This window comes from Stenotrophomonas sp. Steno-C18 (assembly GCF_056393195.1).
Map to the genome: position 1 here is coordinate 938,960 of NZ_JBWJOX010000001.1, position 24,721 is coordinate 963,680.

General features: G+C 68.3%; 19 protein-coding genes and 1 pseudogene. 7 read left to right on the plus strand and 13 right to left on the minus strand.

Features of this window, described 5'->3' with window-relative positions:
* Nucleotides 1–15 precede the first annotated feature (15 nt).
* A complete protein-coding gene (gene ybaL / locus AC06FE_RS04395; protein WP_478072329.1) occupies nucleotides 16–1,722 on the plus strand; it encodes a YbaL family putative K(+) efflux transporter in 1,707 nt (568 codons plus the stop codon).
* A 201-nt stretch (nucleotides 1,723–1,923) separates the two neighbouring features.
* On the opposite strand, the gene AC06FE_RS04400 is transcribed toward ybaL, so the two are convergent.
* The gene (locus AC06FE_RS04400; RefSeq protein ID WP_478072330.1) at nucleotides 1,924–2,805 is read right to left on the minus strand and encodes an AraC family transcriptional regulator; all 882 of its coding nucleotides are present in this window, start codon (nucleotides 2,803–2,805) and stop codon (nucleotides 1,924–1,926) included.
* A 42-nt stretch (nucleotides 2,806–2,847) separates the two neighbouring features.
* Nucleotides 2,848–3,771 carry a LysR family transcriptional regulator gene (locus AC06FE_RS04405; protein WP_478072331.1) on the minus strand — a complete coding sequence of 308 codons (924 nt, stop codon included), beginning with the start codon at nucleotides 3,769–3,771 and terminating at the stop codon, nucleotides 2,848–2,850.
* Between the two features lie 124 nt (nucleotides 3,772–3,895).
* On the opposite strand from AC06FE_RS04405, the gene AC06FE_RS04410 reads away from it, so the two are divergent.
* The gene (locus AC06FE_RS04410) at nucleotides 3,896–4,546 is read left to right on the plus strand and encodes an NAD(P)-dependent oxidoreductase (RefSeq protein WP_192287440.1); all 651 of its coding nucleotides are present in this window, start codon (nucleotides 3,896–3,898) and stop codon (nucleotides 4,544–4,546) included.
* A 112-nt stretch (nucleotides 4,547–4,658) separates the two neighbouring features.
* On the opposite strand, the gene AC06FE_RS04415 is transcribed toward AC06FE_RS04410, so the two are convergent.
* The 7 genes from AC06FE_RS04415 to AC06FE_RS04445 all read right to left on the minus strand — a co-directional run bounded on the left by AC06FE_RS04415 (nucleotide 4,659) and on the right by AC06FE_RS04445 (nucleotide 13,928).
* On the minus strand, nucleotides 4,659–5,444 hold the full coding sequence (locus AC06FE_RS04415) for a hypothetical protein (RefSeq protein ID WP_478072332.1): 786 nt from the start codon (nucleotides 5,442–5,444) through the stop codon (nucleotides 4,659–4,661).
* Between the two features lie 211 nt (nucleotides 5,445–5,655).
* Entirely contained in the window at nucleotides 5,656–6,942 is a 1,287-nt protein-coding gene (locus AC06FE_RS04420; protein ID WP_478072333.1) for an O-acetylhomoserine aminocarboxypropyltransferase/cysteine synthase family protein, read from the minus strand.
* Nucleotides 6,943–7,202: 260 nt separating this feature from the next.
* Nucleotides 7,203–9,791: an ATP-dependent chaperone ClpB gene (gene clpB, locus AC06FE_RS04425; protein ID WP_132865357.1), complete on the minus strand. Its 2,589-nt coding sequence runs from the start codon at nucleotides 9,789–9,791 to the stop codon at nucleotides 7,203–7,205.
* 175 nt (nucleotides 9,792–9,966) lie between these two features.
* Nucleotides 9,967–10,794, minus strand: a complete 828-nt coding sequence (locus AC06FE_RS04430; protein ID WP_478072334.1) for a DUF3014 domain-containing protein — start codon at nucleotides 10,792–10,794, stop codon at nucleotides 9,967–9,969.
* A 76-nt stretch (nucleotides 10,795–10,870) separates the two neighbouring features.
* Nucleotides 10,871–12,451: a hypothetical protein gene (locus AC06FE_RS04435; protein WP_478072335.1), complete on the minus strand. Its 1,581-nt coding sequence runs from the start codon at nucleotides 12,449–12,451 to the stop codon at nucleotides 10,871–10,873.
* A 64-nt stretch (nucleotides 12,452–12,515) separates the two neighbouring features.
* Nucleotides 12,516–13,403, minus strand: a complete 888-nt coding sequence (locus tag AC06FE_RS04440) for an XAC2610-related protein (protein ID WP_478072336.1) — start codon at nucleotides 13,401–13,403, stop codon at nucleotides 12,516–12,518.
* 54 nt (nucleotides 13,404–13,457) lie between these two features.
* A complete protein-coding gene (locus AC06FE_RS04445) occupies nucleotides 13,458–13,928 on the minus strand; it encodes a DUF3574 domain-containing protein (protein ID WP_478072337.1) in 471 nt (156 codons plus the stop codon).
* A 185-nt stretch (nucleotides 13,929–14,113) separates the two neighbouring features.
* Between AC06FE_RS04445 and AC06FE_RS04450 the strand changes: the two genes are divergently transcribed.
* The 4 genes and pseudogenes from AC06FE_RS04450 to otsA all read left to right on the plus strand — a co-directional run.
* Nucleotides 14,114–16,552 carry a TonB-dependent receptor plug domain-containing protein gene (locus AC06FE_RS04450; RefSeq protein ID WP_478072338.1) on the plus strand — a complete coding sequence of 813 codons (2,439 nt, stop codon included), beginning with the start codon at nucleotides 14,114–14,116 and terminating at the stop codon, nucleotides 16,550–16,552.
* Between the two features lie 167 nt (nucleotides 16,553–16,719).
* On the plus strand, nucleotides 16,720–17,466 hold the full coding sequence (gene otsB, locus AC06FE_RS04455; RefSeq protein WP_132865363.1) for a trehalose-phosphatase: 747 nt from the start codon (nucleotides 16,720–16,722) through the stop codon (nucleotides 17,464–17,466).
* Between the two features lie 50 nt (nucleotides 17,467–17,516).
* On the plus strand, nucleotides 17,517–19,298 hold the full coding sequence (locus AC06FE_RS04460; protein WP_478072339.1) for a glycoside hydrolase family 15 protein: 1,782 nt from the start codon (nucleotides 17,517–17,519) through the stop codon (nucleotides 19,296–19,298).
* A pseudogene (otsA, locus tag AC06FE_RS04465) lies at nucleotides 19,295–20,650 on the plus strand (alpha,alpha-trehalose-phosphate synthase (UDP-forming)); the annotation flags it as partial. The gene AC06FE_RS04460 and the pseudogene otsA, both read left to right, overlap by 4 nt.
* 271 nt (nucleotides 20,651–20,921) lie before the next feature.
* On the opposite strand, the gene AC06FE_RS04470 reads toward otsA, so the two are convergent.
* The 4 genes from AC06FE_RS04470 to rluD are packed head-to-tail and all read right to left on the minus strand — an operon-like array spanning nucleotide 20,922 to nucleotide 23,627.
* Nucleotides 20,922–21,326: a thiol-disulfide oxidoreductase DCC family protein gene (locus AC06FE_RS04470; RefSeq protein ID WP_478072340.1), complete on the minus strand. Its 405-nt coding sequence runs from the start codon at nucleotides 21,324–21,326 to the stop codon at nucleotides 20,922–20,924.
* Complete coding sequence (locus AC06FE_RS04475; RefSeq protein WP_446540133.1) at nucleotides 21,323–21,862, minus strand: DUF4166 domain-containing protein; 540 nt, start codon at nucleotides 21,860–21,862, stop codon at nucleotides 21,323–21,325. Before AC06FE_RS04475 ends, AC06FE_RS04470 begins: the two co-directional genes overlap by 4 nt.
* On the minus strand, nucleotides 21,859–22,638 hold the full coding sequence (gene pgeF / locus AC06FE_RS04480; RefSeq protein WP_313251889.1) for a peptidoglycan editing factor PgeF: 780 nt from the start codon (nucleotides 22,636–22,638) through the stop codon (nucleotides 21,859–21,861). Before pgeF ends, AC06FE_RS04475 begins: the two co-directional genes overlap by 4 nt.
* Nucleotides 22,638–23,627: a 23S rRNA pseudouridine(1911/1915/1917) synthase RluD gene (rluD, locus tag AC06FE_RS04485; protein WP_446540132.1), complete on the minus strand. Its 990-nt coding sequence runs from the start codon at nucleotides 23,625–23,627 to the stop codon at nucleotides 22,638–22,640. The genes pgeF and rluD overlap by 1 nt, the downstream gene beginning before the upstream one ends.
* A 115-nt stretch (nucleotides 23,628–23,742) precedes the next feature.
* Here rluD and AC06FE_RS04490 point away from each other — a divergent pair, with 115 nt between their 5' ends.
* Nucleotides 23,743–24,627 (plus strand): outer membrane protein assembly factor BamD, encoded by an 885-nt coding sequence (locus AC06FE_RS04490; protein WP_132865370.1) that lies wholly within the window; start codon nucleotides 23,743–23,745, stop codon nucleotides 24,625–24,627.
* Nucleotides 24,628–24,721: the final 94 nt, after the last annotated feature.

The following is a 24,721-nucleotide window of genomic DNA, read 5'->3' on the forward strand; positions in this document are numbered from 1 at the left end:
ACCCCGCGAGCCCTGATGCACCATGACACCGCCCTGATCAACATGATTGCCATCGGCCTGGGCCTCGCCTTCGTGCTCGGCGCCCTGGCCAACAAGGTGCGGCTGTCGCCGCTGGTTGGCTATCTGATCGCAGGTGTCATCGTCGGCCCGTTCACCCCCGGCTTCGTCGCCGACCAGGCGCTGGCCAACCAGCTGGCCGAGATCGGTGTGATGCTGCTGATGTTCGGGGTGGGCCTGCACTTCTCGCTGAAGGACCTGATGGAGGTCAAGACGATCGCCATCCCCGGTGCGATCGGCCAGATCCTGGTCGCCACCCTGCTCGGCTGGGGCGTGGCCACGCTGATGGGCTGGCCGGTGCTGCACGGGGTGATCTTCGGTTTCTCGCTGGCCACCGCCTCCACCGTGGTGCTGCTGCGGGCCATGGAGGAGCGCCGCCTGCTGGAGACCACGCGCGGCAAGATCGCGGTGGGCTGGCTGATCGTGGAAGACCTGGCCTGCGTGCTGGCCCTGGTGATGATGCCGGTGATCGCCGAGGTGTTCGGCCCGGAGGCCAGCGGCAAGAGCCCCTCGCTGATGGGGCTGCTCGGCTCGATCGGCTGGACGTTCGTGCAGTTGGGCCTGTTCGTGGTGGTGATGCTGGTGGTCGGGCGCCGGGTCATCCCGTGGGTGCTGGAGAAGGTCGCCGGCACCGGTTCGCGCGAACTGTTCACCCTGAGCGTGCTGGCCATCGCGCTGGGCGTGGCCTTCGGTGCGGCCGCGCTGTTCGGCGTGTCGTTCGCGCTGGGCGCGTTCTTCGCCGGCATGATGCTCAACGAGTCCGAGCTCAGCCACAAGGCCGCGCACGACTCGCTGCCGTTGCGCGATGCCTTCGCGGTGCTGTTCTTCATCTCGGTGGGCATGCTGTTCAACCCGATGATCATCGTCGAGCATCCCTGGCAGGTGCTGGCCACCGTGCTGATCATCATGTTCGGCAAGTCGGCGGCTGCGTTCTTCATCGTGCGCGCATTCGGCCATTCCAAGGGCACCGCGCTGACCATTTCCGCCTCGCTGGCGCAGATCGGCGAGTTCGCCTTCATCATCGCCGGCCTGGGCGTGGCGCTGAAGATCCTGCCGCCGGAAGGCCAGTCGCTGGTACTGGCCGGCGCGCTGGTCTCGATCATGCTCAACCCGCTGGTGTTCGGCCTGCTCGACCGCTGGCAGGCACGCCACAAGGAAACCACGCCGGTGCCGGAAGTACCGGACATCCCGCCGGGCCCGTCGCTGGACCTGCACGACCATGCCATCGTCATCGGCTATGGCCGCGTCGGCAGCGAGCTGGCGCAGGTGCTGCGCGACCGCGGCGTGCCGGTGCTGGTGATCGACGACAACCGCGAGCACGTCGAGCGCGCGCATGCGGCCGGCATCCCCGGCATCCGTGGCAGTGCGGCCTCCGACCGCGTGCTGGCCGAAGCCCATCCCGAGCGCGCCAAGATCGCGGTGCTGGCGATCCCGCAGCCGCTGGAATCGGGCGAGGCACTGGCCAAGCTGCGCGCGATCAACCCCAACCTGACCCTGCTGGCACGCGCGCACAGCGACGCCGAAGTCCGCCACCTGCTCGAGCACGGCGCCGATGGCACGGTGATGGCCGAGCGCGAGCTGGCCTACTCGCTGGCGGAGATGATCCTGTCCACCCCGCCCTATCGCAGCCTGCGCCCCGGCGCGGCGGCCACGCTCGGCGCCTGACCCAGCGCCAGCAGGGCGATGGAATGTCGGTGTACCGGGTGAGCCCGGGCCTGCGTTCACGACCCAAGCCGTAGGAGACACAAGCGACCTCGGTCGCGAAGCTGGCTGCCCATACTGCGATGGAAGCGCTGCAACTGCAGCCACACGGCGGCCCGTTGCATCCTCGGCTTCGCGGCCAAGGCCGCTCCTGCCTCCGCGCTTTCAACCCACCAGCGGCAGGTGGATGTCGGCGCGCAGGATCGCCTCGGGAGTGTGCTCCGGGTCATCCAGAAAGTGGTAATGCAGCGGCACATCGCGCAGCGCATGACCACTGGCCGGCAACCACTCCGCCAGCAACCGGTCGGTTGCCTCCTCAAGCCCGGAATAGCTGCCGACATGGCGCAGTCGCGCCCATTGACCACCGCCCATGCGTCGCAGCTGCAGCGGCTCGGGCAGGGCGGGGATCGTCGCGTCCAGGGCAAGCGCGCAGTCGAAGCGCAACGCTTCGACCGGCAGTTCGCGATGGTCGTCCACCGGGATACCAATCAGCTGCTGCAGCTGCTCGACCAGCCCCTGCTCCGCCGCCCAGCCGAACAGCAGGCCGAACGCACCGTCCAGGTCGTCGAACGCCCCTTGTGCACGCATCGTAACCACTTCGAACGGCTCCAGCGTCACCACCTCCACGCTCAGCGGTGCCGCCGCCGCGGTGGATCCGCTGGCGGGCCGGGAGAGCCCGGCGACATGCCGCTCCAGCAGGCCCGGGTCAGCACGCAGTTCGGTGGGGCTGGCATTCAACGTTTCGCGCAGCACCCGCGCCAGTGCCTGCGGGGTGTCATAACCGGCCAGCAATGCGATCTCGGTGACGCTGGCATCGCTTCGGCCAAGACGCTGCAGGGTCTTGAGCAGGCGTAGCCGCTGCACCGTGCGACCGATGGTCTCACCGGTCAGCGCCCGGTAGACGCGGTGGAAATGGAACGGCGAGTAATGCGCCACCGCCGCCAGCGCTTCCAGGTCCGGCAGCGGGCCACCGTCGTTGACCGCCTGCTGCAGGCAGGCAACCACGCGATCGAGCCGGGGCAAATGGGAGACGGCCTGCGTTTTCATGATCGAACTCCGTTGAAGGTGGTCCCATTCCAACAGCCGTGCTCAGCGCCGGCGTTTCCGATCTTGCGCAATCGGCACCGCCCCCGGGATACCGGCCAGGTGCGCCTCCAGCAACGCGATGGCCTGCTTCACCTTGGCCGGCTGGCATTGACGATGGGGGGTAACCGCCCACACCGGCAGCGGCGGCACCTCCCACCCCGGCAACAGGCGCTGCAGCGTGCCATTGGCCAACTGCGCGCTCACGTCCAGGCAGGTCAGCACCGCCACGCCCAGGCCGGCCATGCACAACTGGCGGACCGCCGGCTGGTTCTGGCTGACGATGCGCGGATGCGCCGGCACCAGGCGCTCCTGGCCGCTGGCCGGATGCCGCCAGACCAGCCCCGGCACCTGCGCCAGCCCCAGCCAATCACCGGCCGGCACCTGCAGTGGATCGGTCGGCATGCCATGGGCCTGCAACCATTGCGGCGCGGCGCAGGGCCAGCGCTGCAGGGTGCCGATGCGCTGCGCCATCCAGTCGCTGTCCGGCAGCTGGCCGAAACGCAGGGCCACGTCGATGCGCGCCTGCAGCAGGTCGGTCCAGCCATCGTCGAAGTACAGGTGCACGCGCAGCTGCAGGTTGTCGTGCAGCCACTGGCCCAGCGCTGGGCCAATCTGGTCGGCCATGCCCAGCGGGGCGGACACCCGCAGTTCGCCGACCGGCTCCTGCCGGGCCGCCGACAACTCCGCCTCCGCCTCGCCGGCCGCATCCAGCAGGCGCGCGCAGGCCGCGTAGTAGCGGCTGCCGACATCGGTCAGCGCCAACCGCCGCGTGGAGCGGTGCAGCAGCGGTACCCCGGCTTCACGCTCAAGCACGCGCAACTGCTGGCTGACCGCCGAGGTACTCATCCCCAGCGAGCGCGCCGCCGCGCTCAACGAACCGTGCTGCACCACCCGGGCGAACAAGGCCATGCGTTTCAAACTGTCCATCGGCCACCTCCTTGCCGCCCATTGTGAAGCATGGCTTCAAGGTGGTTGTGGATTTTTGCGACTGCCACCGGCCCGGCTCCGGGAGGACACTGTCGCCAGTCCCACACAACACCAGGTACCCACCATGAAAGTCGCATTGATCGGCGCCACCGGTTTCGTCGGCCAGGCCCTGCTGGAAGAACTGCTGGCCCGTGGCCATGACGTCACCGCACTGGCCCGCCATCCCGAGAAGCTGGCCGCCCACCCGCACCTGCGCACGGTCAAGGCCGACGCCCAGGACGCCGCCCAGGTCCAGGCTGCGGTGGCCGGCAACGATGCCGTCATCAGCGCCTTCAACGCCGGTTGGAGCAACCCGGACATCTACCGGGATTTCATGAGCGGCACCCGCGCCATCGTCGCCGGCACCAAGGCCGCCGGCGTGAAGCGCTACATCGTGATTGGCGGCGCCGGCAGCCTATACGCACCGGACGGTACGCAGCTGGTGGATTCGCCGAACTTCCCGGCCGCGATCTTCGATGGCGCCAACGCCGCGCGCGATGCGCTCAACGAGCTGCAGCAGGAAACCACGCTGGACTGGACCCAGCTCAGCCCGCCGGTAGCCTTCCACGGCGGCGGCCCGACCGAACGCACCGGCCGCTATCGCGTCGGCGGCGACACCCCGCTGAACACCGGCGACGGCGTCGGCACCATCAGCCCCGCCGACCTAGCCCTGGCGGTGGTTGACGAACTGGAGACACCCAAGCACGTGGGCAAGCGGTTCACGATTGCGTGGTGATTGCGTCGCGAAAGCGGCCCTCACCCCAACCCCTCTCCCGCTGGCGGGAGAGGGGTTGGGGTGAGGGAGACCCCGGAACACACGTCCACACCCGGCCCACGTCGCGGGCACGTCAGGGCATGGTGGGCGCTCTCCGCCCCTGTTCGACGAATGCCTTGAAGCCCGGCCGAACCTCGCCTTCCTGACCGCCGGTCGGCCGAATCCGTCGCCACAGGTCTTCCTCGATCAGGCTCGCCCGGAACCGTTGCTCGTCGGAGAGCACCACATCGACCATGTAGGCCTGCGTCAATCCTGCCTGATCGCCGGCCCGCGCCTGCAACCCGTAATAGGCACGAGCCAACGCCATGTCACGCTGATCCTTCATCGTGAAGGCAATGTCGCCGGCCATCTTCAGCGCGTACACCGAGCCCGACGCCGCGCTGGCATCGAGCATGGCAAACACCTGCTCGCGCGGTGCGCCCCTGCGCGCCAGATGATAGGCATAGAAGGCAAGTGCTGCTGGATCGCCGCGCTCGGACAACTCCTGCAACGTTACCAAGGGGAGGCCGAGCAGATGGCGTTCGACATCCGGCCCAGGAAAGCCACGGGCGCCCAACCAACGCGCATCCTCTGCACTGGCAGCCACACCGGGATCCTGGGGATTCCAGCGGAAGCCGTACTCGCGCGAATCAAAGCCAGCCGATGGCGGGGCACGCGGCACGGTCGGCACGGCCTCCACCGGCGGCACACGCAGTGACGACGCATCATCAACCGCGACAGCCGACGCGCCTGATGGTGCGCGCGCATCCAGCACGCCCGCCGGACCAGGTACGGCAGACCTGCGAATCAGATGAAATGCCACGGCCACCAGGACCAACACCAACACCAACATCGCCGCCTTGCCCGCCGGAATCCTCATCCTGGAGATACCCCCTGTCGCTTTCGATCAGCAGATAGCACCGGACGGCCAAATCGGTCAAATCAATCACCATCCTGCGGGGAGGCGGCTACGTTCCAGCCATCTGCACCGATGTTTGCCAAGCAACGGGCGCTCCGTCTGCGTTCATGGGCAAGGCCTGTCTTGTCGCAGGCGGACGACGCCAGTGCGTCGCCCACCCTCACACCCCGCCTTACGCTTGGGCCAACGCCTGCTCCAGGTCAGCCAGCAGGTCGTCGATGTGCTCGATGCCGATCGACAGCCGCACCGTATCCAAGGTCACGCCGGCCTTCTCCAGCTCGGCTTCGTCCAATTGACGGTGGGTGGTCGAGGCCGGATGGGTCGCCAGCGACTTGGCGTCGCCCAGGTTCACCAGGCGGGTGAACAACTGCAGCGCGTCGAGGAACCGGGCCCCCGCCTCGCGGCCTCCCGGCAGACCGAAGGTCAGCACGCCTGAGCCATGGCCGCGCAGGTACTTCTGCACCAACGCATGCTCCGGGTGATCCGGCAGCGCGGCGTAGTTCACCCAGGCCACCTTGGCGTGCTTCTGAAGGTAGGCCGCCACTGCCAGCGCATTGCTGTTGATGCGGTCCATGCGCAGCGCCAGCGTCTCGATGCCCTGCAGGATCTGGAACGCATTGAACGGCGAGATCGCCGCACCGGTGTTGCGCAGCGGCACCACGCGGGCGCGGCCGATGTAGGCCGCCGGCCCCAGCGCTTCGGTATAGACCACGCCGTGGTAGCTCACGTCCGGCGTGTTGAGCCGGGGGAACCGCTGCTTGTGCTCGGCCCACGGGAAGCGGCCTGAATCCACGATCGCACCACCCAGGCTGGTGCCATGCCCGCCAAGGTATTTGGTCAGCGAATGCACCACGATGTCCGCGCCGAAATCGAACGAACGCTGCAGGTACGGCGTGGCCACGGTGTTGTCGACGATCACCGGCACGCCGTGCGCGTGCGCGATCTTCGCGATGGCCTCGATGTCGGTGATGTTGCCGCGCGGGTTGCCGATCGATTCGACGAACACCGCCTTGGTGCGCTCGTCGATCAGTGCCGCGAAGGCCTGCGGATCTCGGTAGTCGGCGAAGCGGGTCTGGATGCCGAACTGCGGCAGCGTGTGCGCGAACAGGTTGTAGGTGCCGCCGTACAGCGCACTGGAGGCCAGGATGTTGTCGCCGGCCTCGGCGATGGTCTGGATCGCATAGGTGATGGCGGCCTGGCCGGAAGCCAGCGCCAGCGCTCCCACGCCCCCTTCCAGCGCAGCGATGCGCTTTTCCAGCACATCGGTGGTGGGGTTCATGATGCGGGTGTAGATGTTGCCCGCGACCTTCAGGTCGAACAGGTCGGCACCGTGCTGGGTGTCGTCGAAGGCGTAGGCCACCGTCTGGTAGATCGGCACCGCAACCGCGCGGGTGGTCGGGTCGGGCGAATAACCGCCATGCACGGCGATGGTTTCAGGCTTCCACTGCGGGTCGGTCATCGGGGCGCTCATGCCGGATAGAGAGCTGCTGACATTAGCCCAACACCGCCGCGCAGGCGGCGACGGTTGCAGTGGTTACTTGTGCCGCGATGGCATGAGCTGATGCGCTTTGCTTTTAATGCCGCCCTCACCCCAACCCCTCTCCCGCACGCGGGAGAGGGTCTCGTTTACGGCGAGATGAAACGCTGCCTGCAATCACGCTTTCAAAGCCCCTCTCCCGCCCGCGGGAGAGGGGCTGGGGTGAGGGCGGCACTTCACACTCAGCCCTTGCGGAACTGCAGCTGCCCCGCCCCGCCGGCTTCCACCTCGATGGTGTCGCCGCTGGCGAACTCGCCGGCCAGGATCTTCTGCGCCAACGGATTCTCCAACTGCGCCTGGATCGCACGCTTGAGCGGACGCGCACCATAGATCGGGTCGAAACCCACGTTGCCCAGCAGGTCGAACGCCGAATCGGAGACTTCCAGCCTCAGGCCACGCTCGGCCAGGCGCTTCTCCAGGCCACGCATCTGGATGCGCGCGATCTGCTTGATCTGCTGCTTGTCCAGCGGGTGGAACACCACGATGTCATCCAGCCGGTTGATGAACTCCGGGCGGAAGTGCGCCTGCACCACGCCCATCACCGCCGCCTTCATCTGCGTGTAGGCCTCCGGGCTGTCGTCGCCGCTCATGTCCTGGATCTGGTGCGAGCCCAGGTTCGAGGTCATCACGATGACGGTGTTGCGGAAGTCCACGGTGCGGCCCTGGCCGTCGGTCAGGCGACCGTCGTCCAGCACCTGCAACAGGATGTTGAACACATCCGGGTGCGCCTTCTCCACCTCGTCCAGCAGGATCACGCTGTACGGGCGCCTGCGTACCGCTTCGGTCAGGTAACCACCTTCCTCGTAGCCGACGTAGCCGGGGGGCGCACCGATCAGGCGCGACACGCTGTGCTTCTCCATGAACTCGCTCATGTCGATGCGCACCATCGCGTCGGATGAATCGAACAGGAAGTCGGCCAGCGCCTTGGTCAGCTCGGTCTTGCCCACGCCGGTCGGGCCCAGGAACAGGAACGAACCACTCGGGCGGTTCGGGTCGGACAGCCCCGCGCGCGAACGGCGCACCGCATCGGAGACCACGCGGATCGCCTCTTCCTGGCCAACCACGCGGTTGTGCAGCATGTCTTCCATGCGCAGCAGCTTGTCGCGCTCGCCCTCCAGCATCTTGCTGACCGGAATGCCGGTCCAGCGCGAGACCACCTCGGCGATCTCCTCGTCGGTGACCTTGTCCTGCACCAGCTTGAAGTCCTTGCGCTCCATTTCCTGCGCGGCCTGCAGCTGCTTCTCCAGGTTGGGCAGCACGCCGTACTGGATCTCGCTCATCTTGGCGAAATCCTGCCGGCGCTGTGCGGCCTCCAGGTCGAGCTTGGCCTTCTCCACCTGCTCCTTGATCTTGGTCGCGCCCTGCAATGCGGCCTTCTCCGACTTCCAGATTTCATTGAGGTCGGAGAACTCGCGTTCCAGCGTGTCGATGTCGGTTTCCAGGTCGGCCAGGCGCTTGCGCGAGGCGTCGTCCTTCTCCTTCTTCAGCATCTCGCGCTGGATCTTGAGCTGGATCAGGCGCCGCTCCAGGCGGTCCAGCTCCTCCGGCTTGGAATCGATCTCCATGCGGATGCGCGAGGCCGCCTCGTCCATCAGGTCGATGGCCTTGTCCGGCAGCTGGCGGTCGGTGATGTAGCGGTTGGACAGCGTGGCCGCGGCAACGATGGCCGGGTCGGTGATCTCCACGCCATGGTGCACGGCGTAGCGCTCCTTCAGGCCGCGCAGGATGGCGATGGTGTCCTCGACCGTGGGCTCGCCCACCAGCACCTTCTGGAAGCGGCGCTCCAGCGCGGCGTCCTTCTCGATGTACTGGCGGTACTCGTCCAGCGTGGTCGCGCCGATGCAGTGCAGCTCGCCGCGCGCCAGCGCCGGCTTGAGCATGTTGCCCGCATCCATCGCGCCATCGGCCTTGCCGGCACCGACCATGGTGTGCAGCTCGTCGATGAACAGGATGATCTGGCCTTCGTTCTTGGCCAGGTCGTTGAGCACGCCCTTCAGGCGCTCCTCGAACTCACCGCGAAACTTGGCACCGGCGATCAGCGCGCCCATGTCCAGCGACAGCACGCGCTTGCCGCGCAGGCCTTCGGGCACTTCGTCATTGATGATGCGCTGGGCCAGGCCTTCGACGATGGCGGTCTTGCCCACGCCGGGCTCGCCGATCAGCACCGGGTTGTTCTTGGTCCGGCGCTGCAGCACCTGGATGGTGCGGCGGATTTCCTCGTCGCGGCCGATCACCGGGTCGAGCTTGCCGCTCTCCGCGCGCGCGGTCAGGTCGATGGTGTACTTCTCCAGCGCCTGGCGCTGTTCCTCGGCGTTCTCGCTCTGCACGGTCTCGCCGCCGCGCAGCTTGTCGATGGCGGCCTCGATCTTCTTCTTGTCGGCACCGGCCGCACGCAGCGCCATGCCGGCCGCGCCACCGTCGTCGACGGCGGCCAGCAGGAACCATTCGCTGGCGATGAACTGGTCGTTGTGCTGCTGGGCCAGCTTGTCGGTGGTATTGAGCAGGCGGCTCAGGTCATTGCCCATCGACAGGTTGCCGGCCTGGCCGGACACCTTGGGCAGCGCCTCCAGCGACTCGGCCAGCCGCTCGCGCAGTACCGGCACGTTGACGCCGGCCTGGGCCAGCAACGGACGGCTGCTGCCGCCGGGCTGGTCGAGCAGCGCGCTGAGCACGTGCACCGGTTCGATGATGTTGTTGTCGCGACCGACCGCCAGGGACTGCGCGTCGGACAGCGCCTTCTGGAAGTTGGAGGTGAGCTTGTCCATCCGCATGGGTCTTCTTCCTCGAATAAAGGGGGCCAGCGTCGCTGGCGATACTGGTTCAGATGCGGTTGCAACGGTGTGATTCAAGGGTGACGACTACCCCCTGTTCAGCCATTGCCTGCTTCCCGTCCAGTATCGCCAGCCGATCTGGCCCGACCTTGATCCAGCGCAAACCCGGCATGGCTCAGCCGCGGGTGACCGCCACGCGGATGGCCTGCAGCTGTTGCTTCACCGCCTTGCGCTGGCCGGCATCCAGCCGCAGCAGCGCTTTCTGCCCCACCGACAGCGACTGCAGCGCCGGGTCGACGAAGCGGTATTTGCCCTTGCCATCCGGCGCCACCGCCAGCGGGCCCGAGGGCTCGGGGGTCTGCAGCAGGTGGTCGATCACCGCCACCAGACGGTCGTTGAAGTGCCCATCGGGATGCCCGATGTCGCGGTAGGCCTGCTGCACCAGCGGATAGAAGCGTACGTAGGCCGTCGCCAGGGACTGCGCATCGGCCTGGGTGAAAGCCTTCACCCAGGGCGCGTAACGCTCGGCGTTGGCCGCAGCCAATTGCTCGACACCGTCGCTGCCCTGTGCCACCTGCAGGCTGCCCGGCATCGGTTGCAGGGCCATCGCCGAGGCCGGCAGGCTGGGCTGGGTGAGGTTGTCCACGTGCACCACCCACCGCTGGATCAGGTGCTCGCGCAGCAGCACCGCCAGTACATCGGCGGGAAACACCCCTGTCAGCGCCTGCCAGGCGCCGGCATCGCTGTCCGCCAGGGCCGGCAGGGCGGGATCGGCCGCCACGTCGGTATCCAGCGGATAACGGGGCGACGTCGGCCCCGTGCCGGGAGCAGGTGACGACACCGACGAGGGGCCAGCGGGTCCATCCAGCGGTGGGGGTGTCGCGGCGGCGGGCGCTGCCGGCCGCAAACGGGCCAGGTCATCCTTGAACAGCCAACCGCCGACACCACCGATCGCCACCACGCCCAACACCACCCAGGGCCACACCGCACTGCGCTTTTCCATCACATCCTCCTTGCTTGCATGTGAAGGTGTGACCGGCGCAACGCCGGTGGGTTCCCCCCGGCGCCACCGCGCGTGTTCAGCGCGGCTTCTGCAGCGACATCAAGCCGATCACCGTGGCCAGCACCGCGTAGGCGGCGGCGACCTGCAGGGTGATCGCCTGGCGCAGGCCTTCCAGCTGCCATGGCAGGTAGATGCCGCCGCGCGGATCGGTGGAATGGATCACCCCGAACGCACTGAGCACCGCGGCCACCAGCAGCAGCGTCACCGCCACGCCCGGGCGACGCTCGATCAAGGCCACCAAGGCCGCCGCCCACAGCATCGCGGTGATGATGAAGCCGTTGCCCAGCACCTGCAGCGTGGCCACGTCCGACAGCCCATGCCCGTCCACCGCCGCATACAGCGCGGCGGCGGCCTCCGGCGCCACCCAGGTGCCGAACTTGATGTTGATCAGGTACGCGATGGCCGGCAGGAACGCCAGCGCCACCGCGATCGCATGCTCGCGCTTGGTCTGCTGGAAGGCCTGCACGGTGATGTCCAGGCCGACGAACACGATGATCGGCGCCAGCACCGCCACCGGCAGCCACTGCACCAGCCCGGCGACCACGCCGAGCATGCCGCCGATGCCGATGAACAACCCGGTCAGCAGCGTGTAACCACTGCGCGCGCCCAGCCGCTTGTAGGCCGGCTGGCCGATGTAGGGCGTGGTCTGCGCCACGCCGCCGCAGACGCCGGCTACCAGCGTGGCAATCGCCTCGACCAGCAGCACGTCGCGGGTGCGGTAGTCGTCACCGGCCGCGCGGGCGCTCTCGGCGACGTTGATGCCGCCCACCACCATCAACAGGCCGAACGGCAGCAGCAGCGACAGGTACGGCACGGTCAGCGGCAGGCCATCGACGAAGCCCAGCGACGGCAGCGGCAGCGCCACCGCCAGCGAGATCGCTGGTGGCCACTGGAAGCCGGTCAGCACACCGGCCGAACCCAGCCCGTAGTACAGCACCACGCCGACCAGCAGCGCGAACAGCACCCCCGGCAGGCGCAGCGGCACCACGCCGCGGGCGACCAGCACGTACAGCAGCACGCCCAGCGTGACCAGGCCGACCAGCGGCTGGCGCAGGCTTTCGATCAGCGGCAGGAAGCCAAGCAGGGTCAGCGCGGCGCCACCGATCGAACCGAGCAGGGCCGCCCGCGGCACGTGCCGGGTCACCGCATCACCAACGAAGGACAGCACCAGCTTGAGCAGGCCCATCACCACCAGCGAGGCCATGCCCAGCTTCCAGGTCAGCAGGGCCGCCGCGGTCGGGTCCAGGCCCTGCTGCTTGAAGCCGGCGAAGGCCGGGCCCAGCACCAGCAGCGCCATGCCGATGCTGGTCGGTGCATCCAGGCCCAGCGGCATCGCGGTGACGTCATCGCGGCCGCTGCGCGCGGCCAGCCGGTGCGCCATCAGCGTGTACATCAGGTTGCCGATCAGCACGCCCAGCGCGGTGCCCGGGAACATGCGGCCAAACACCACCTCGGCGGGGAACTGGAAGATGCCAACCAGCGCCATCGCGATGAAGCCGAGGATGGACAGGTTGTCGACCACCAGGCCGAAGAAGCCGTTGAGGTCGCCGGGCACGAACCAGCGGGCACGTGCGGTGGAGGAATGCGGGGAATTCATGCGGGAGTTCGTCAGCAGGGCCGGCCTGGATCAGCCGGCGGAAGGGGGAAAGGAAACACGTGGCTCATTCCGGGTCGGGCACTTTCACCCAGCCCAGGATCGGACCGCGCGCGGGATTGTGGTAGCGCACCTGCAACCAGCCATCGGCCTCGTCCAGCAACTCGACGCGGTCGCCCTTGACCAGGTAGCGCCGGGTGGCGGTGTCACCGGCGCGGCTGTAAAGCGGCAGGCGGGCCGGCACCACCGACGCACCCCAGCCTTTCATCGGCACGTCGGCCAGCGGCGGGTCGAACGCGTTCCACAGCGCGCGCTCCAGGCGCTTGCCCGAGGCATCCCAGGTACTCCAGACCACCAGGATGCCCATGTCTTCCGCACTGTCCAGGGACAGCACCCGGGACATGCCACTGGTCTCGACCAGTGCGCCGCGCATCGAGCGGTACAGGTAAAGCCGGTCACCCTGGTAACGGTACACGTCGCTGTACCACATCGGCCCGCTGCGACAACTGCTGCTCAGCGTGCGCGAGGCCGGATCCGGTGACAGCGTCCACAGGCCTTCGCAGCTGACCTCCGGCCCGGTGGGTGCGGCCAGCGCGCGGAACTGGCCACTGCCCGGCTGGTACAGGTATACGGTGAAGGACTCATTGACCTGGCCCAGCGTCGCGCTGGTGGCCAGGTCCTGGTAGCCGTCGAAGTTGTAGTCCGCATGGCCCAACCGCGTGCCCCCGTCTTCCTCATCGGTGGCCGCCGGCAGCAGTTGCCGCGCCGATGAACGGTCGGTGCCGACCTCGACGGTGCCCTCCCCTGTCAGCCGCGCATGGGCAATCACGTCGGCGGTGACCTCGAAGCGGATCTCGCTGTCATCGGCCAGCGCCGGCGGCGCCAGCAGCATCCCAGCGGCAATCAGCATGCCGTAGGCGGCGCAGCGGCGGGAGGCGGGGGTATGTGGCGTCATCAGGTGACTCGTCGAAAGGCGGACCAGCGCGCAGGCTAGCCGATCCGGCACCGATCAGAACGACACCTCGACCGGCTGCCGTGCCCACAGCACCGACTGGTGGTGGGTGGCCTGCTTCCACGCCAGGCGGATGGCCTCGATGTCGTTGCGCCGCTGCGGGGTGTCCTCGTGCAGGATCACCAGCACCTTGGTGCTCAACCGGTTCGGCTCCGCCGCCCCGCGGAACAGCCACTGGCCATAGGCGTCGAACACGGTCAGGCCATCGGGGAATCGCGGCGTCACTTCCTTGTCCAGGAACGCGCGCCATTGCGCCTGGCTGATCACGTCGGTCTGCTCCCGCCGGGACGGGCCGGTTTCCTCGCCCACTCCGAAATACAGCTCGCTGCGTACCCAACCGCCGGCCTCGGCCGGGCGCTGTGCATCGCCATGCAGCGCGGCGGTGGCCGGCTCGGTGACCGGCGGTGCGGCGATGGCGCTGGTGGCAAGGCCCAGCAACAGGGGGAGAACAACGGCGTGCAACTTCATGGAAAACCTCCGGACAGGGCAACACGGTGGCATCCATCGCACCGCAGGGGATATCACGGACGGTCATCAGCTCATGGCATCCAGGGCTTGCAACCGGCCGCGCGTTAACGCCAAGATAATATATCGCTTCATCCGGATGGATGTAAGTGCAAAACCTCTCCCCCTTCGTTCTGCCCGGAGTTTCCATGTCCCGCCCCACCTCGGCCCCGCTCGGCCTGGCCATCGCGCTGGCGCTGTCTTCCCCCGCCTTTGCCCAGGAAGCCGCGCCGAACAGCGCCACCACCCTGGACACGGTGATCGTCACCGGTACCCGCGCGGTGGACCGCACCGTGCTCGAATCCACCTCGCCGGTGGACGTGCTCAGCGCCGAGGACCTCCGCAAGGCCGGCGTGGTCAATGGTGAGTTGGGCAGCGCACTGCAGGCGCTGCTGCCGTCGTTCAACTTCCCGCGCCAGTCCAACTCCGGCGGTGCCGACCACGTGCGCGCCGCGCAGTTGCGCGGCTTGTCGCCGGACCAGGTGCTGGTGCTGGTCAACGGCAAGCGCCGCCACAACTCGGCGCTGGTCAACACCGACAGCAAGATCGGCAAGGGCACCACCCCGGTCGACTTCAACGCCATCCCGGTCAGCGCGATCAAGCGCATCGAGGTGCTGCGTGACGGCGCCGGCGCGCTGTACGGCTCGGACGCGGTGGCCGGCGTGATCAACGTGATCCTGGACGACGCCCCGGAAGGCGGCGCCATCGAAGCCAGCTTCGGTGCGCACCACACCGACCTCAAGCCGATCAACCGCACCCTGACCGACGGCCAGGCCAGCTTCTTCAGCGCCAAGGTCGGCACCGCACTCACCGATGACGGTGGCTTCCTGCGCGTCGGTCTGGAATACAAGAACCGCGAAGCCACCAACCGCGCCGGCTTCGACCAGATTCCGCCATGGGAGGCGCAGACCCCGGACAACCTGGCCCTGGCCGGCAAGCGCAACTACGCGCTGGGCGACGGCGCCAGCAAGGACATCAACGCCTGGTTCAACACCGAGATCCCATTCGGCGAGACCTCCAGGGCCTATGCCTTCGGCACCTACAACCAGCGCGATACCGAAGGCGCCAACTACTTCCGCTACCCGGACGGCGAGGCCAACTGGAAGGCGCTCTACCCGAACGGCTACCGCCCGGTCTCCGAAGGCGAGAACCTGGACGTGCAGCTGGTCGGTGGCGCCCGTGGCCAATGGGGTGAGTGGAACTACGACGCCAGCGTCGACCATGGCCGCAATGAATTCACCTACCGCCTGCGCGACTCGCTCAACGCCTCGCTCGGCCCGACCAGCCCGACCCGCTTCAAGACCGGCGACTTCAGCTTCGAGCAGACCGTGGCCAACCTGGACCTGGGCCGCATCTTCGTGCGCGAGAACGACAGCCACAGCCTCGGCTTCGGCATCGAAGGCCGCCACGAGCGCTACGAGACCGGCGCCGGCGACCCGGCCAGCTATGCGGCCGGCCCGTACACCGACCGCCCCACCGGCTCGCAGGCCGGCGGCGGGCTGACCCCGCAGGATGAAGCCAACCTGTCGCGCGACGTGTTCAGCGCCTACACCAGCCTGTCCTCCACCTTCGGCGAGAAGTTCTCCACCGACATCGCCGCCCGCTACGAGCACTACCAGGACTTCGGCGGCGAACTGACCGGCAAGCTCGGTGCGCGTTACGCGTTCGCCCCGGCGTTCGCGCTGCGCGGTGCCATCTCCAACAACTTCCACGCGCCGTCGCTGAGCCAGATCGGCTACGAGTCCACCTCCACCGGTTACACCGCCGGCGGCCAACTGGTGCAGGGCCGCCTGCTGTCGGTCAACAACCCGATCGCCCGCGCGCTCGGCGCCACCGACCTGAAGCCGGAGAAGTCGATCAACTACAGCCTGGGCTTCACCAGCCAGATCGGCAGCCACTTTGACCTGTCGCTGGACCTGTTCCAGATCGACATCGACGACCGCATCGCACTGTCGGAGAGCATCACCGGTGACGCGTTGACCACCTTCGTGCAGCAGCAGTTCGGCATCAGCGGACTGGAAAGCGCGCATTACTTCGTCAATGCCGCCGACACCCGCACGCGCGGCGCCGAGTTCGTCGCCAACTGGCGGCAATCGCTGGGCGATGGCGAGCTGCTGCTGACCGGCACCTGGAGCTACGCCAAGACCGAGCTGAAGAACGTGGTGGCCACGCCGTCGCAGTTGCTCGCGCTGGACCCGGACTACGTGCTGTTCGGCGTGGAGGAAAGCAACACGCTGACCGACGCCGCCCCGCGCACCCGTGCGCAGCTGGCCGGCAGCTGGGCCAATGACCGCTGGTCGCTGAGCAGCCGCGTGAGCCGGCACGGCAGCGCCACGCGCGTGTTCGACTTCGGGGGCGGCTACGAGCCGACGCAGACCTACCGCGCCGAATGGCAGCTGGATGCGGAAGTGGAATACCGCCTCACCCCGAAGTGGAGCGTGGCCATCGGCGGGCAGAACCTGACCGACAACTACCCCGACAAGTCCAACCAGGACATCTACTACTTCGGCAACCTGCCCTACGACGTGCTCTCGCCGATCGGCAGCAATGGCGCGTACTACTACGGCCGCGTGCGGTACACGTTCTGACCCACGGGCGCAGGCGGGGATTGCGCCCCCGCCTGCATCCGGCCGTGCGGTGTGCGCTGCCTGATCGTCGGGCCGGGGCGCCTTTGGCAGGTTGGGGTGAAATTCCAGCCCCTCGGGCTGCACACCTGATTACCTCTCCCTAACATCCTTTGCGGCATAGTGGCCGCATGCTCGAAGAACTCCAGCGACCGGCTCCACCGGCGCTGACGGACAACGACGCGCTGTTCCTCGATGTCGACGGCACCTTGGTCGCCTTTGCCGACCATCCTGAAAAGGTGGTGCCCGCCGACGACCTCCCGCACCTGCTCGCCGTGAACGCACAGCGCCTGCACGGCGCGGTGGCACTGGTCAGCGGCCGCCCCATCGCACAGTTGGACCAGCTGCTGTCCCCGTTGCGCCTGCCCGCCGCCGGCCTGCACGGCACACAGCTGCGCTCCACCGCCGATGCCGAAGTTGTCGGCGGCGACACCGCGCAATGGCTGCATGCCCTGCACCAGCAGGCGATGCGGCTGGCCCATCAACACCCCGGCATGCTGGTCGAACACAAGGGCAGCGCGCTGGCCCTGCATTGGCGTACCGCGCCACAGGCTGCCGGCGCCATCGTCGCCTTTGCCCAGGCGCAGGTGGCGCAGCTGCCAGGCGTCCGCCTGCAGCCTGGCAACCAGGTCATCGAGTTCGTCAGCGCCGACCACGACAAGGGGGGAGCGGTGCTCGCGTTGATGCGTACCCCGACGTTCGAAGGACGTCGCCCGATCTTCGTCGGCGACGATCTCACCGACGAAGCCGGCTTCGCCGCCGCCATGCGCCAGGGCGGGCATGGCGTGCTGGTCGGCAACCGCACCGCCAGCCACGCACGCTACGGGCTGGCCGACGTCGCCGCCGTGCACGAGTGGTTGCGCGGCGCCCTGCCGTAGATCCTGCGGCCCCCATGGCGCCTGGGCGCCATCCACAACAGGAGCAAGTCATGCAACGGGCCGATCTGGACCTGGCCGTCATTGGCAACGGAAGTTTTGGCGCGCTGATCGACAAGCGGGCGCGCATCGTCTGGAGCTGCCTGCCCGCCTTCGACGGCGACCCCGCGTTCTGTGCGCTGCTCAGCCCGCGCGACCACGACGGCGGCGACTTCGCGGTGGAGCTGGAAGACTTCGCCGACAGCGAACAACACTACTTCACCAACACCGCCATCCTGCGCACGGTGTTGCGTGACACCCAGGGAGGGGCGATCGAGGTGATCGACTTCGCGCCACGCTGGAAACGCCATGGTCGCCTGTACCGCCCCCCCAGCGTGATCCGGCGCATCCGCCCGCTGTCCGGCAGCCCGCGCATCCGCATCCGGGCGCGTCCCTTGGCCGATTGGGGCGCACGCACGCCCGAATCCACCTGGGGCAGCAACCACCTGCGCTGGTTGTTGCCCGGTTTCACCCTGCGCCTGACCACCGATGTGCCGGTGCGCTTCATCCGCGAAGGCACCGCGTTCGCGCTGACCCAGCCGGTGGACCTGGTGCTGGGCGTGGATGAAACCCTGCAGCGCAGCCTGGCCGGTTACGCGCAGGATGCCTTCCAGCGCACGGCCGAGTACTGGCGTGAATGGGTGCGCTACCTCTCCGTCCCGCTGGAATGGCAGGACGCGGTGATCCGCAGCGCCATCACCCTGAAACTGTGCCAGTACGAGGACAGCGGCGCGATCATCGCGGCCATGACCACCTCGATCCCGGAGGCGCCCGGCAGCGCGCGCAACTGGGACTACCGCTACTGCTGGCTGCGCGATGCCGCCTTCGTGGTGCGCGCGCTCAACCGGCTGGGTGCCACCCGCACGATGGAGGGCTTCCTGCACTACATCTTCAACCTGGCCACCAGCGACGGCAGCCTGCAGCCGTTGTACGGCATCGGCATGGAAGAGAAGCTCGACGAGAGCGAGGTGCACTCGCTGGCCGGCTACCGCGGCATGGGGCCGGTGCGCCGCGGCAACCTGGCCTGGGTGCAGAAACAGCACGACGTGTATGGCTCGGTGGTCCTGGCCTCCACCCAGCTGTTCTTCGACCAGCGCCTGGAAGCCCCCGGCGATGCGGACACCTTTGCCCGCCTGGAACCGCTCGGCGAGCGCGCCTATGCCCTGCACGACGTCCCCGACGCCGGGCTGTGGGAGTTCCGTGGCAGGACCTCGGTGCACACCTACACCTCGGCGATGTGCTGGGCCGCCTGCGACCGCCTGGCCAAGATCGCCTCGCGCGTGCAGTTGCCCGAACGCGCCCTGCTCTGGCGCCAGCGCGCCGATGCGATCCACCAGCGCGTCATCGAACGTGGCTGGAACGCGCGCCTTGGACATTTCACCGATGCCTTGGACGGCCAGCACCTGGATGCCTCGCTGTTGCTGTTGGCCGACATCGGCTTCATCGATGCCCTGGACCCGCGCTACGTCGCCACCGTCGAGGCCATCGGCCGCGAGCTGCGCCATGGCAACGCGCTGTACCGCTACATCGCCCCGGATGACTTCGGTGCACCGGAGACCAGTTTCACCATCTGCACGTTCTGGTACATCGACGCACTGGCCGCGATCGGCCGCGTGGCCGAGGCACGCGACCTGTTCGAAAGCGTGCTGGCGCGCCGCAATCACGTCGGCCTGCTGTCCGAGGACCTGGCCTTCGACGACGGCGAGCAATGGGGCAACTTCCCGCAGACGTATTCGCACGTTGGCCTGATCACCGCCGCCATGCGCCTGTCGCGACCGTGGCAGGACGCGTCGTGAGCCGTCTGGTGGTGGTGTCCAACCGGGTGGCGATGCCCGGCGAATCCCGTGCCGGCGGGCTGGCCGTCGGCCTGCTGGCCGCGTTGAAGGAACGCGGCGGCATGTGGTTCGGCTGGAGCGGGCGCAGCGTCAACGAGGACAGCGGCACCCTGCGCGAGCAGGGCGAGGGCAACATCCGCTTCGTGACGATGGACCTGTCCAGACCCGACCTGGACAACTACTACAACGGCTTCTCCAACCGCGCCCTGTGGCCGCTGCTGCACTTCCGCCTGGACCTGGTGGACTACGACCGCCGCAAGCGCGAAGGCTACTGGAAGGTCAACGCCCTGTTCGCCGACAGGCTCGCGCCACTGCTGCGCGAGGACGACACCGTGTGGATCCATGACTACCACCTGATCCCGTTGGCGGCGATGCTGCGCGAACGCGGCATCGGTTGCCGCATCGGCTTCTTCCTGCACGTGCCGGTGCCCTCGGCGGACCTGATCCAGGCCCTGCCCGACCACCGCAACCTGTTCTCCACGCTGTACGCCTACGACCTGCTGGGCTTCCAGACCCGCCGCGACGTCGACCGCTTCCAGTCCTATGCGCGCCTGTTCGGCGGCGGCACGCTGGTGGACAGCGAATGGATCCAGGCACCGGACGGCCGACGCATCCGCACCTCGGCATTCCCGATCGGCATCGATACCGCCCACATCGCGCGACAGGCGCACGGCGCAACCCGCAACAACGCGGTGCGCGCCCTGCGCCGCAGCCTGCAGTTCCGCAAGCTGGCCATCGGCGTGGACCGCCTGGACTACTCCAAGGGGTTGCCCGAGCGCTTCCATGGCTTCGAGCACTACCTGGACCGCTACCCGCAACAGAAGGGCTCGATGACTTTCCTGCAGATCGCACCGGTCTCGCGCGGCAGCGTCACCGAGTACCGCAAGCTGCGCACCGACCTGGAGCGCCTGGCCGGCCACATCAATGGCAGCCACGCCGAAGCCGACTGGACCCCCCTGCGCTACGTCAACCAGAACTACGCGCACAGCACGCTGACCGGCTTCTACCGCGAGGCCGCGGTGGGATTGGTGACCCCCCTGCGCGACGGCATGAACCTGGTGGCCAAGGAGTACGTGGCATCGCAGAACCCGGAGAATCCCGGCGTGCTGGTGCTGTCACTGCTGGCGGGCGCGGCGGACGAGCTCAAGCAGGCACTGCTGGTCAACCCGCATGACCTGGACGGCGTGGCCGATGCGATCGCCGCCGCCGCCAACATGCCATTGGCCGAACGCATCGAGCGTTGGCAGCTGATGATGCAGCACCTGCGTGAGTACGACATCAATCGCTGGCGCCGCGACTACCTGCAGGCACTGGAAACACCGCCTTCACTCCAACCCCTCTCCCGCATGCGGGAGAGGGGCTCGGATTGCGTCGGTTCGTCATGAGTTAACCCCTCTCCCGCACGCGGGAGAGGGGCTCGGATTGCGTCGGTTCGTCATGAGTTAACCCCTCTCCCGCACGCGGGAGAGGGGCTCGGATTGCGTCGGTTCGTCATGAGTTAGCCCCTCTCCCGCATGCGGGAGAGGGGTTGGGGTGAGGGGCCGTGCGGGCAAAACGCTGGCATCAGCCACCGCATCCCCGGCCTCAATCCAGGAACCGCGCCCGCTGCTGCGGCGTCGGCAGGTAACAGCTGTCATGCCGCCCGAACCAGCGGTAACGGTTGCGCGCCAACCACCGGTAGGCACGGTCCCGCAAGGATCGGGGCAGCCAGCGCGCGATCCCCGCGAGCTTCCACACGCCGCCAAGGCCGCTGACCACGCGCACGATCGCATCGGTATCCGTGTAGGCCACGCCGTCCTCCACCAGCAGGAACGACAGCGGGTCATCCGGGTCCAGCCCGTGCGCCAGCAACAGCGCACGGCCCTGCACCCCCTGCATCGCCGCGAAGCGGTAACGCCCCCGGCGGTCGAAGCGCAGCAGGAAGCGCACCCAGCGGCTGCACAGCGCGCACACCCCGTCGAACACGATCACCGGCGCCTCGCCGCTCATGCCGCCCCGTCCTCCGGCAGCAACCAGCCTTCGTAGCGGATCAACCGCCCGATCAGCGGCATCGAGACATCCACCAGGAACTCATAACGCCCGTGTCGCTCGCGTTCACGGCAGTACACCTGGCCGAACCAGCGGGTGGGCAGGGGCAACAGGCCAAAGGCCCAGGCGCGCTCGGCCCGCCACAGGATCTGGCCCTCCTCCTCGCGCAGGCCGAAGCGGAACCGCACCGCCCCCAGCTGCTCGAACAGCCCACCACCCTGTTGCCACAGGCGCGATTCCATCCGGGCGGGCCCGAACCGCCGGTTCCAGCGTTCCCCGGCCGCATCCACCACGAACTCCACGCTGACCGGCACGCTGGCACTGGGCGGAAGGCGCGCCAGCCAGGCGCAGGGCGCCACCAGCCAATGGGTGCCGCGCAGCACCTCGCCTTGCCCGCTCCAGCATTGCCGGCCGCGCACCGAATGCAGCGCGCGTACCTGCGGGGGCAGCTGTCCGAACCCAGGGCCAAGAACCTGCTCGAACAGCGGCCTGCTCATGGGTCCATCCACACCAGGGTGGCGATGCGGCCGCTGCGGCGGTCGCGCCGGTGCGAGAACCAGCGTTGCGGGTCGGCGATGGTGCACTGGTCACCGCCATGGATATCGGCCGGGTCCATGCCCGCGGCCTGCAGCCGCTGGCGTGCCAGTGCGTACAGGTCCACCCGCCAATGCCCGGGACGGGTCGGCGTGAACGCCGCTTCGGCCGCGGCCGAATGGGCGAGGAAGGCCTCGCGCACATCCGCCCCGATCTCGTAATGGGCCGGCCCGGCGGCCGGCCCCAACCAGGCGATGACCGCGCTGGCCGGGGTCCGCATCGCCGCCAGGGTGTTCTCCAGCATGCCGTCGGCCAACCCGCGCCACCCCGCATGCGCAGCGGCCACTTCGCCCCCGGCCCGCGCCGCAAACACCACCGGCAGGCAGTCGGCGGTCAGGATCGCCAGCACCACGCCGGGGACCGAGGTCACCGCCGCATCGGCCACCGGTTCGGCATCAATGCCCTGTGCCTGCGGCGGCGCCTGGAAACGCAGCACGCCGGTGCCGTGCACCTGCCGCAGCCAGTGCGGCGCCGAGGGCAGACCCGCCAGTTGCTGCAACTGGTCACGGTTGCACTGCACCTGGGCCGGGTCGTCGCCCTCGGCGGCGCTGCGGTTGCCCAGGTTGAAGTGGTCGAACGGCGGCTGCGAGCCCCCCGCGCCGTGGCGCCGGGTGGTGAAGGCATGCACCCCGGCCGGGGCCGGCCAGTCGGCGGCCAGGGCAGGCAGCGCGTCGTTCATCACCAGCGGTCCCGCTCGCGTTCGGCGAAGGCCTTGGAGTCCTCGCGCAGCGCCTTCATCAGCGCCAGCAGGTCCGCCGGCACCGGGGCGGTGTTGCTGATCGTCTCGCCGGTGATCGGGTGCTGGAACTCCAGCGTTTCGGCGTGCAGGGCCTGGCGCTTGAACCCGCGCAGCTGGGCGACCAGTTCGTCGCTGGCGCCCTTGGGCAGCTTCAGCGACCCGCCGTACAGCGGGTCACCGACGATGGCGTGCTTGATGTGCGCCATGTGCACGCGGATCTGGTGGGTGCGGCCGGTCTCCAGGCGGCACTCCAGCGCGGTATGGCCGCGGAAGCGCTCGCGCAGGCGGTAATGGGTGACCGCGTCCTTGCCGTCCTCGCGCACGCCCATGCGCAGGCGGTCGCGCGGGTGGCGGTCGATCGCCGCGTCCACGGTGCCGCCGGCGACCAGCGCCCCGACCACCACGGCGAGGTACTGGCGGTGGACCTCACGGGCGGACAGTTGCTCCACCAGCGCGGTCTGCGCCTGCACGGTACGGGCCACCATCATGATGCCGCTGGTGTCCTTGTCCAGGCGGTGGACCACGCCGGCACGCGGCACCTTGGCGATCTCCGGGTCACGGAACAGCAGCGCGTTGACCAGGGTGCCGGTCGGGTTGCCGGCGCCCGGGTGGACCACCAGCCCGGCCGGCTTGTCGATCACGTAGACATGCTCGTCCTCGTACAGGATCGACAGCGGGATGTCCTCCGGCTGCGCGTTGACCTCGGTGTCGAGCACCGCATTCAGGGAAACCGACTCCCCGCCCCGGACCGGGTCGCGGGGCCGGGCCGGCTCCCCGTCCATCAGCACCGCACCGGTCTTGATCCACTCGGTCAGGCGGGAACGGGAGAATTCGGGGAAAAGCTCGGCCACCACGGCGTCGAAGCGGCGGCCGGCGGCGGTATCGGGCACCAGCGCCTGGCGCTGGGTCGGGGAGGTGTTCTCGGACATGTCAAAGGCCAACTGAAAGACGAAATCGGGGGTCCTGACAGCAACAGTCATTCGCAGGACAGGCCACTAGGCTATCATCGACACCTCGTATTCCTGCCGCGTCCCGCCCTGACCCATGATCCGACGCTCTTTGCTGTCCGCGCCCGTCCGCCTCACCGCCCTGCTGCTGGTCCTGGTTTTCGTCGCCACCGGCTGCCACCGCGGCGACAAGAAAAAGGACGCCGATGAAGGCGCGCCTGTCGAGCAGCTCTACGAAAAGAGCCACAAGCTGATGGAAGGCGGCAACTGGTCCGGCGCCGAAACCAGCTTCAAGCGCCTGATCGCCCAGTACCCGTACGGCCCGTACACCGAGCAGGCGATGATCGAAAGCGCCTATGCCCAGTACAAGGCCGGCAAGAACGATGACGCCGTGTCGAGCATCGACCGCTTCATCCGCACCTACCCGACCCACCGCAACATCGCCTACCTGTACTACCTGCGCGGCCTGGCCAACGGCAACCGCGACACGGTGTTCCTGCGCCGCGTGTGGTCGCTGGACCCGAGCCGCCGTGACCTGTCCACCCCGCGCCAGGCCTACGCCGACTTCACCATCGTCACCGAGCGCTACCCGAACAGCCGCTACGCGGCCGATGCGCGCCAGCGCATGATCGAGCTGCGCGACGTGTTCGCCCAGCACGAGCTGGACAATGCCCTGTACTACGCCCGCCGCGGCGCCTGGGTCTCGGCCGCCGGCCGCGCCAACTACCTGCTGGAAACCTACCCGCAGAGCGCCTTCCAGTACGACGCCGTGGCGGTGCTGGGCGAGTCTTACACCCACATCGGCAACAAGACCCTGGCCGACGACGCCCGCCGCGTGCTGGAGCTGAACCAGCCCGACCACCCGTGGCTGACCGGCGACTGGCCGAAGTACCCGTGGATGATCCGCAAGCTCAACCCGTTCGCCGGCGAGAAGTCGGTGGCCACCGGCCAGAGCAATGCGACGATGAGCCGACGCAAGTAAGCAGCCAGCGCATGCGAATATGGAAAGGGGCCTTCGGGCCCCTTTCCCGTTGGGGGCCAACGACGCCCCTGCCCTGCCGAGGCCCGGATGACGC

What these genes read in the sequence shown, in the direction of transcription:
- ybaL (WP_478072329.1), top strand. Translation starts at nt 16, where the DNA reads ATGCACCATGACACCGCCCTGATCAACATGATTGCCATCGGCCTGGGC.
- AC06FE_RS04400 (WP_478072330.1), bottom strand. Translation starts at nt 2,805, where the DNA reads ATGAAAACGCAGGCCGTCTCCCATTTGCCCCGGCTCGATCGCGTGGTT.
- AC06FE_RS04405 (WP_478072331.1), bottom strand. Translation starts at nt 3,771, where the DNA reads ATGGACAGTTTGAAACGCATGGCCTTGTTCGCCCGGGTGGTGCAGCAC.
- AC06FE_RS04410 (WP_192287440.1), top strand. Translation starts at nt 3,896, where the DNA reads ATGAAAGTCGCATTGATCGGCGCCACCGGTTTCGTCGGCCAGGCCCTG.
- AC06FE_RS04415 (WP_478072332.1), bottom strand. Translation starts at nt 5,444, where the DNA reads ATGAGGATTCCGGCGGGCAAGGCGGCGATGTTGGTGTTGGTGTTGGTC.
- AC06FE_RS04420 (WP_478072333.1), bottom strand. Translation starts at nt 6,942, where the DNA reads ATGACCGACCCGCAGTGGAAGCCTGAAACCATCGCCGTGCATGGCGGT.
- clpB (WP_132865357.1), bottom strand. Translation starts at nt 9,791, where the DNA reads ATGCGGATGGACAAGCTCACCTCCAACTTCCAGAAGGCGCTGTCCGAC.
- AC06FE_RS04430 (WP_478072334.1), bottom strand. Translation starts at nt 10,794, where the DNA reads ATGGAAAAGCGCAGTGCGGTGTGGCCCTGGGTGGTGTTGGGCGTGGTG.
- AC06FE_RS04435 (WP_478072335.1), bottom strand. Translation starts at nt 12,451, where the DNA reads ATGAATTCCCCGCATTCCTCCACCGCACGTGCCCGCTGGTTCGTGCCC.
- AC06FE_RS04440 (WP_478072336.1), bottom strand. Translation starts at nt 13,403, where the DNA reads ATGACGCCACATACCCCCGCCTCCCGCCGCTGCGCCGCCTACGGCATG.
- AC06FE_RS04445 (WP_478072337.1), bottom strand. Translation starts at nt 13,928, where the DNA reads ATGAAGTTGCACGCCGTTGTTCTCCCCCTGTTGCTGGGCCTTGCCACC.
- AC06FE_RS04450 (WP_478072338.1), top strand. Translation starts at nt 14,114, where the DNA reads ATGTCCCGCCCCACCTCGGCCCCGCTCGGCCTGGCCATCGCGCTGGCG.
- otsB (WP_132865363.1), top strand. Translation starts at nt 16,720, where the DNA reads ATGCTCGAAGAACTCCAGCGACCGGCTCCACCGGCGCTGACGGACAAC.
- AC06FE_RS04460 (WP_478072339.1), top strand. Translation starts at nt 17,517, where the DNA reads ATGCAACGGGCCGATCTGGACCTGGCCGTCATTGGCAACGGAAGTTTT.
- AC06FE_RS04470 (WP_478072340.1), bottom strand. Translation starts at nt 21,326, where the DNA reads ATGAGCGGCGAGGCGCCGGTGATCGTGTTCGACGGGGTGTGCGCGCTG.
- AC06FE_RS04475 (WP_446540133.1), bottom strand. Translation starts at nt 21,862, where the DNA reads ATGAGCAGGCCGCTGTTCGAGCAGGTTCTTGGCCCTGGGTTCGGACAG.
- pgeF (WP_313251889.1), bottom strand. Translation starts at nt 22,638, where the DNA reads ATGAACGACGCGCTGCCTGCCCTGGCCGCCGACTGGCCGGCCCCGGCC.
- rluD (WP_446540132.1), bottom strand. Translation starts at nt 23,627, where the DNA reads ATGTCCGAGAACACCTCCCCGACCCAGCGCCAGGCGCTGGTGCCCGAT.
- AC06FE_RS04490 (WP_132865370.1), top strand. Translation starts at nt 23,743, where the DNA reads ATGATCCGACGCTCTTTGCTGTCCGCGCCCGTCCGCCTCACCGCCCTG.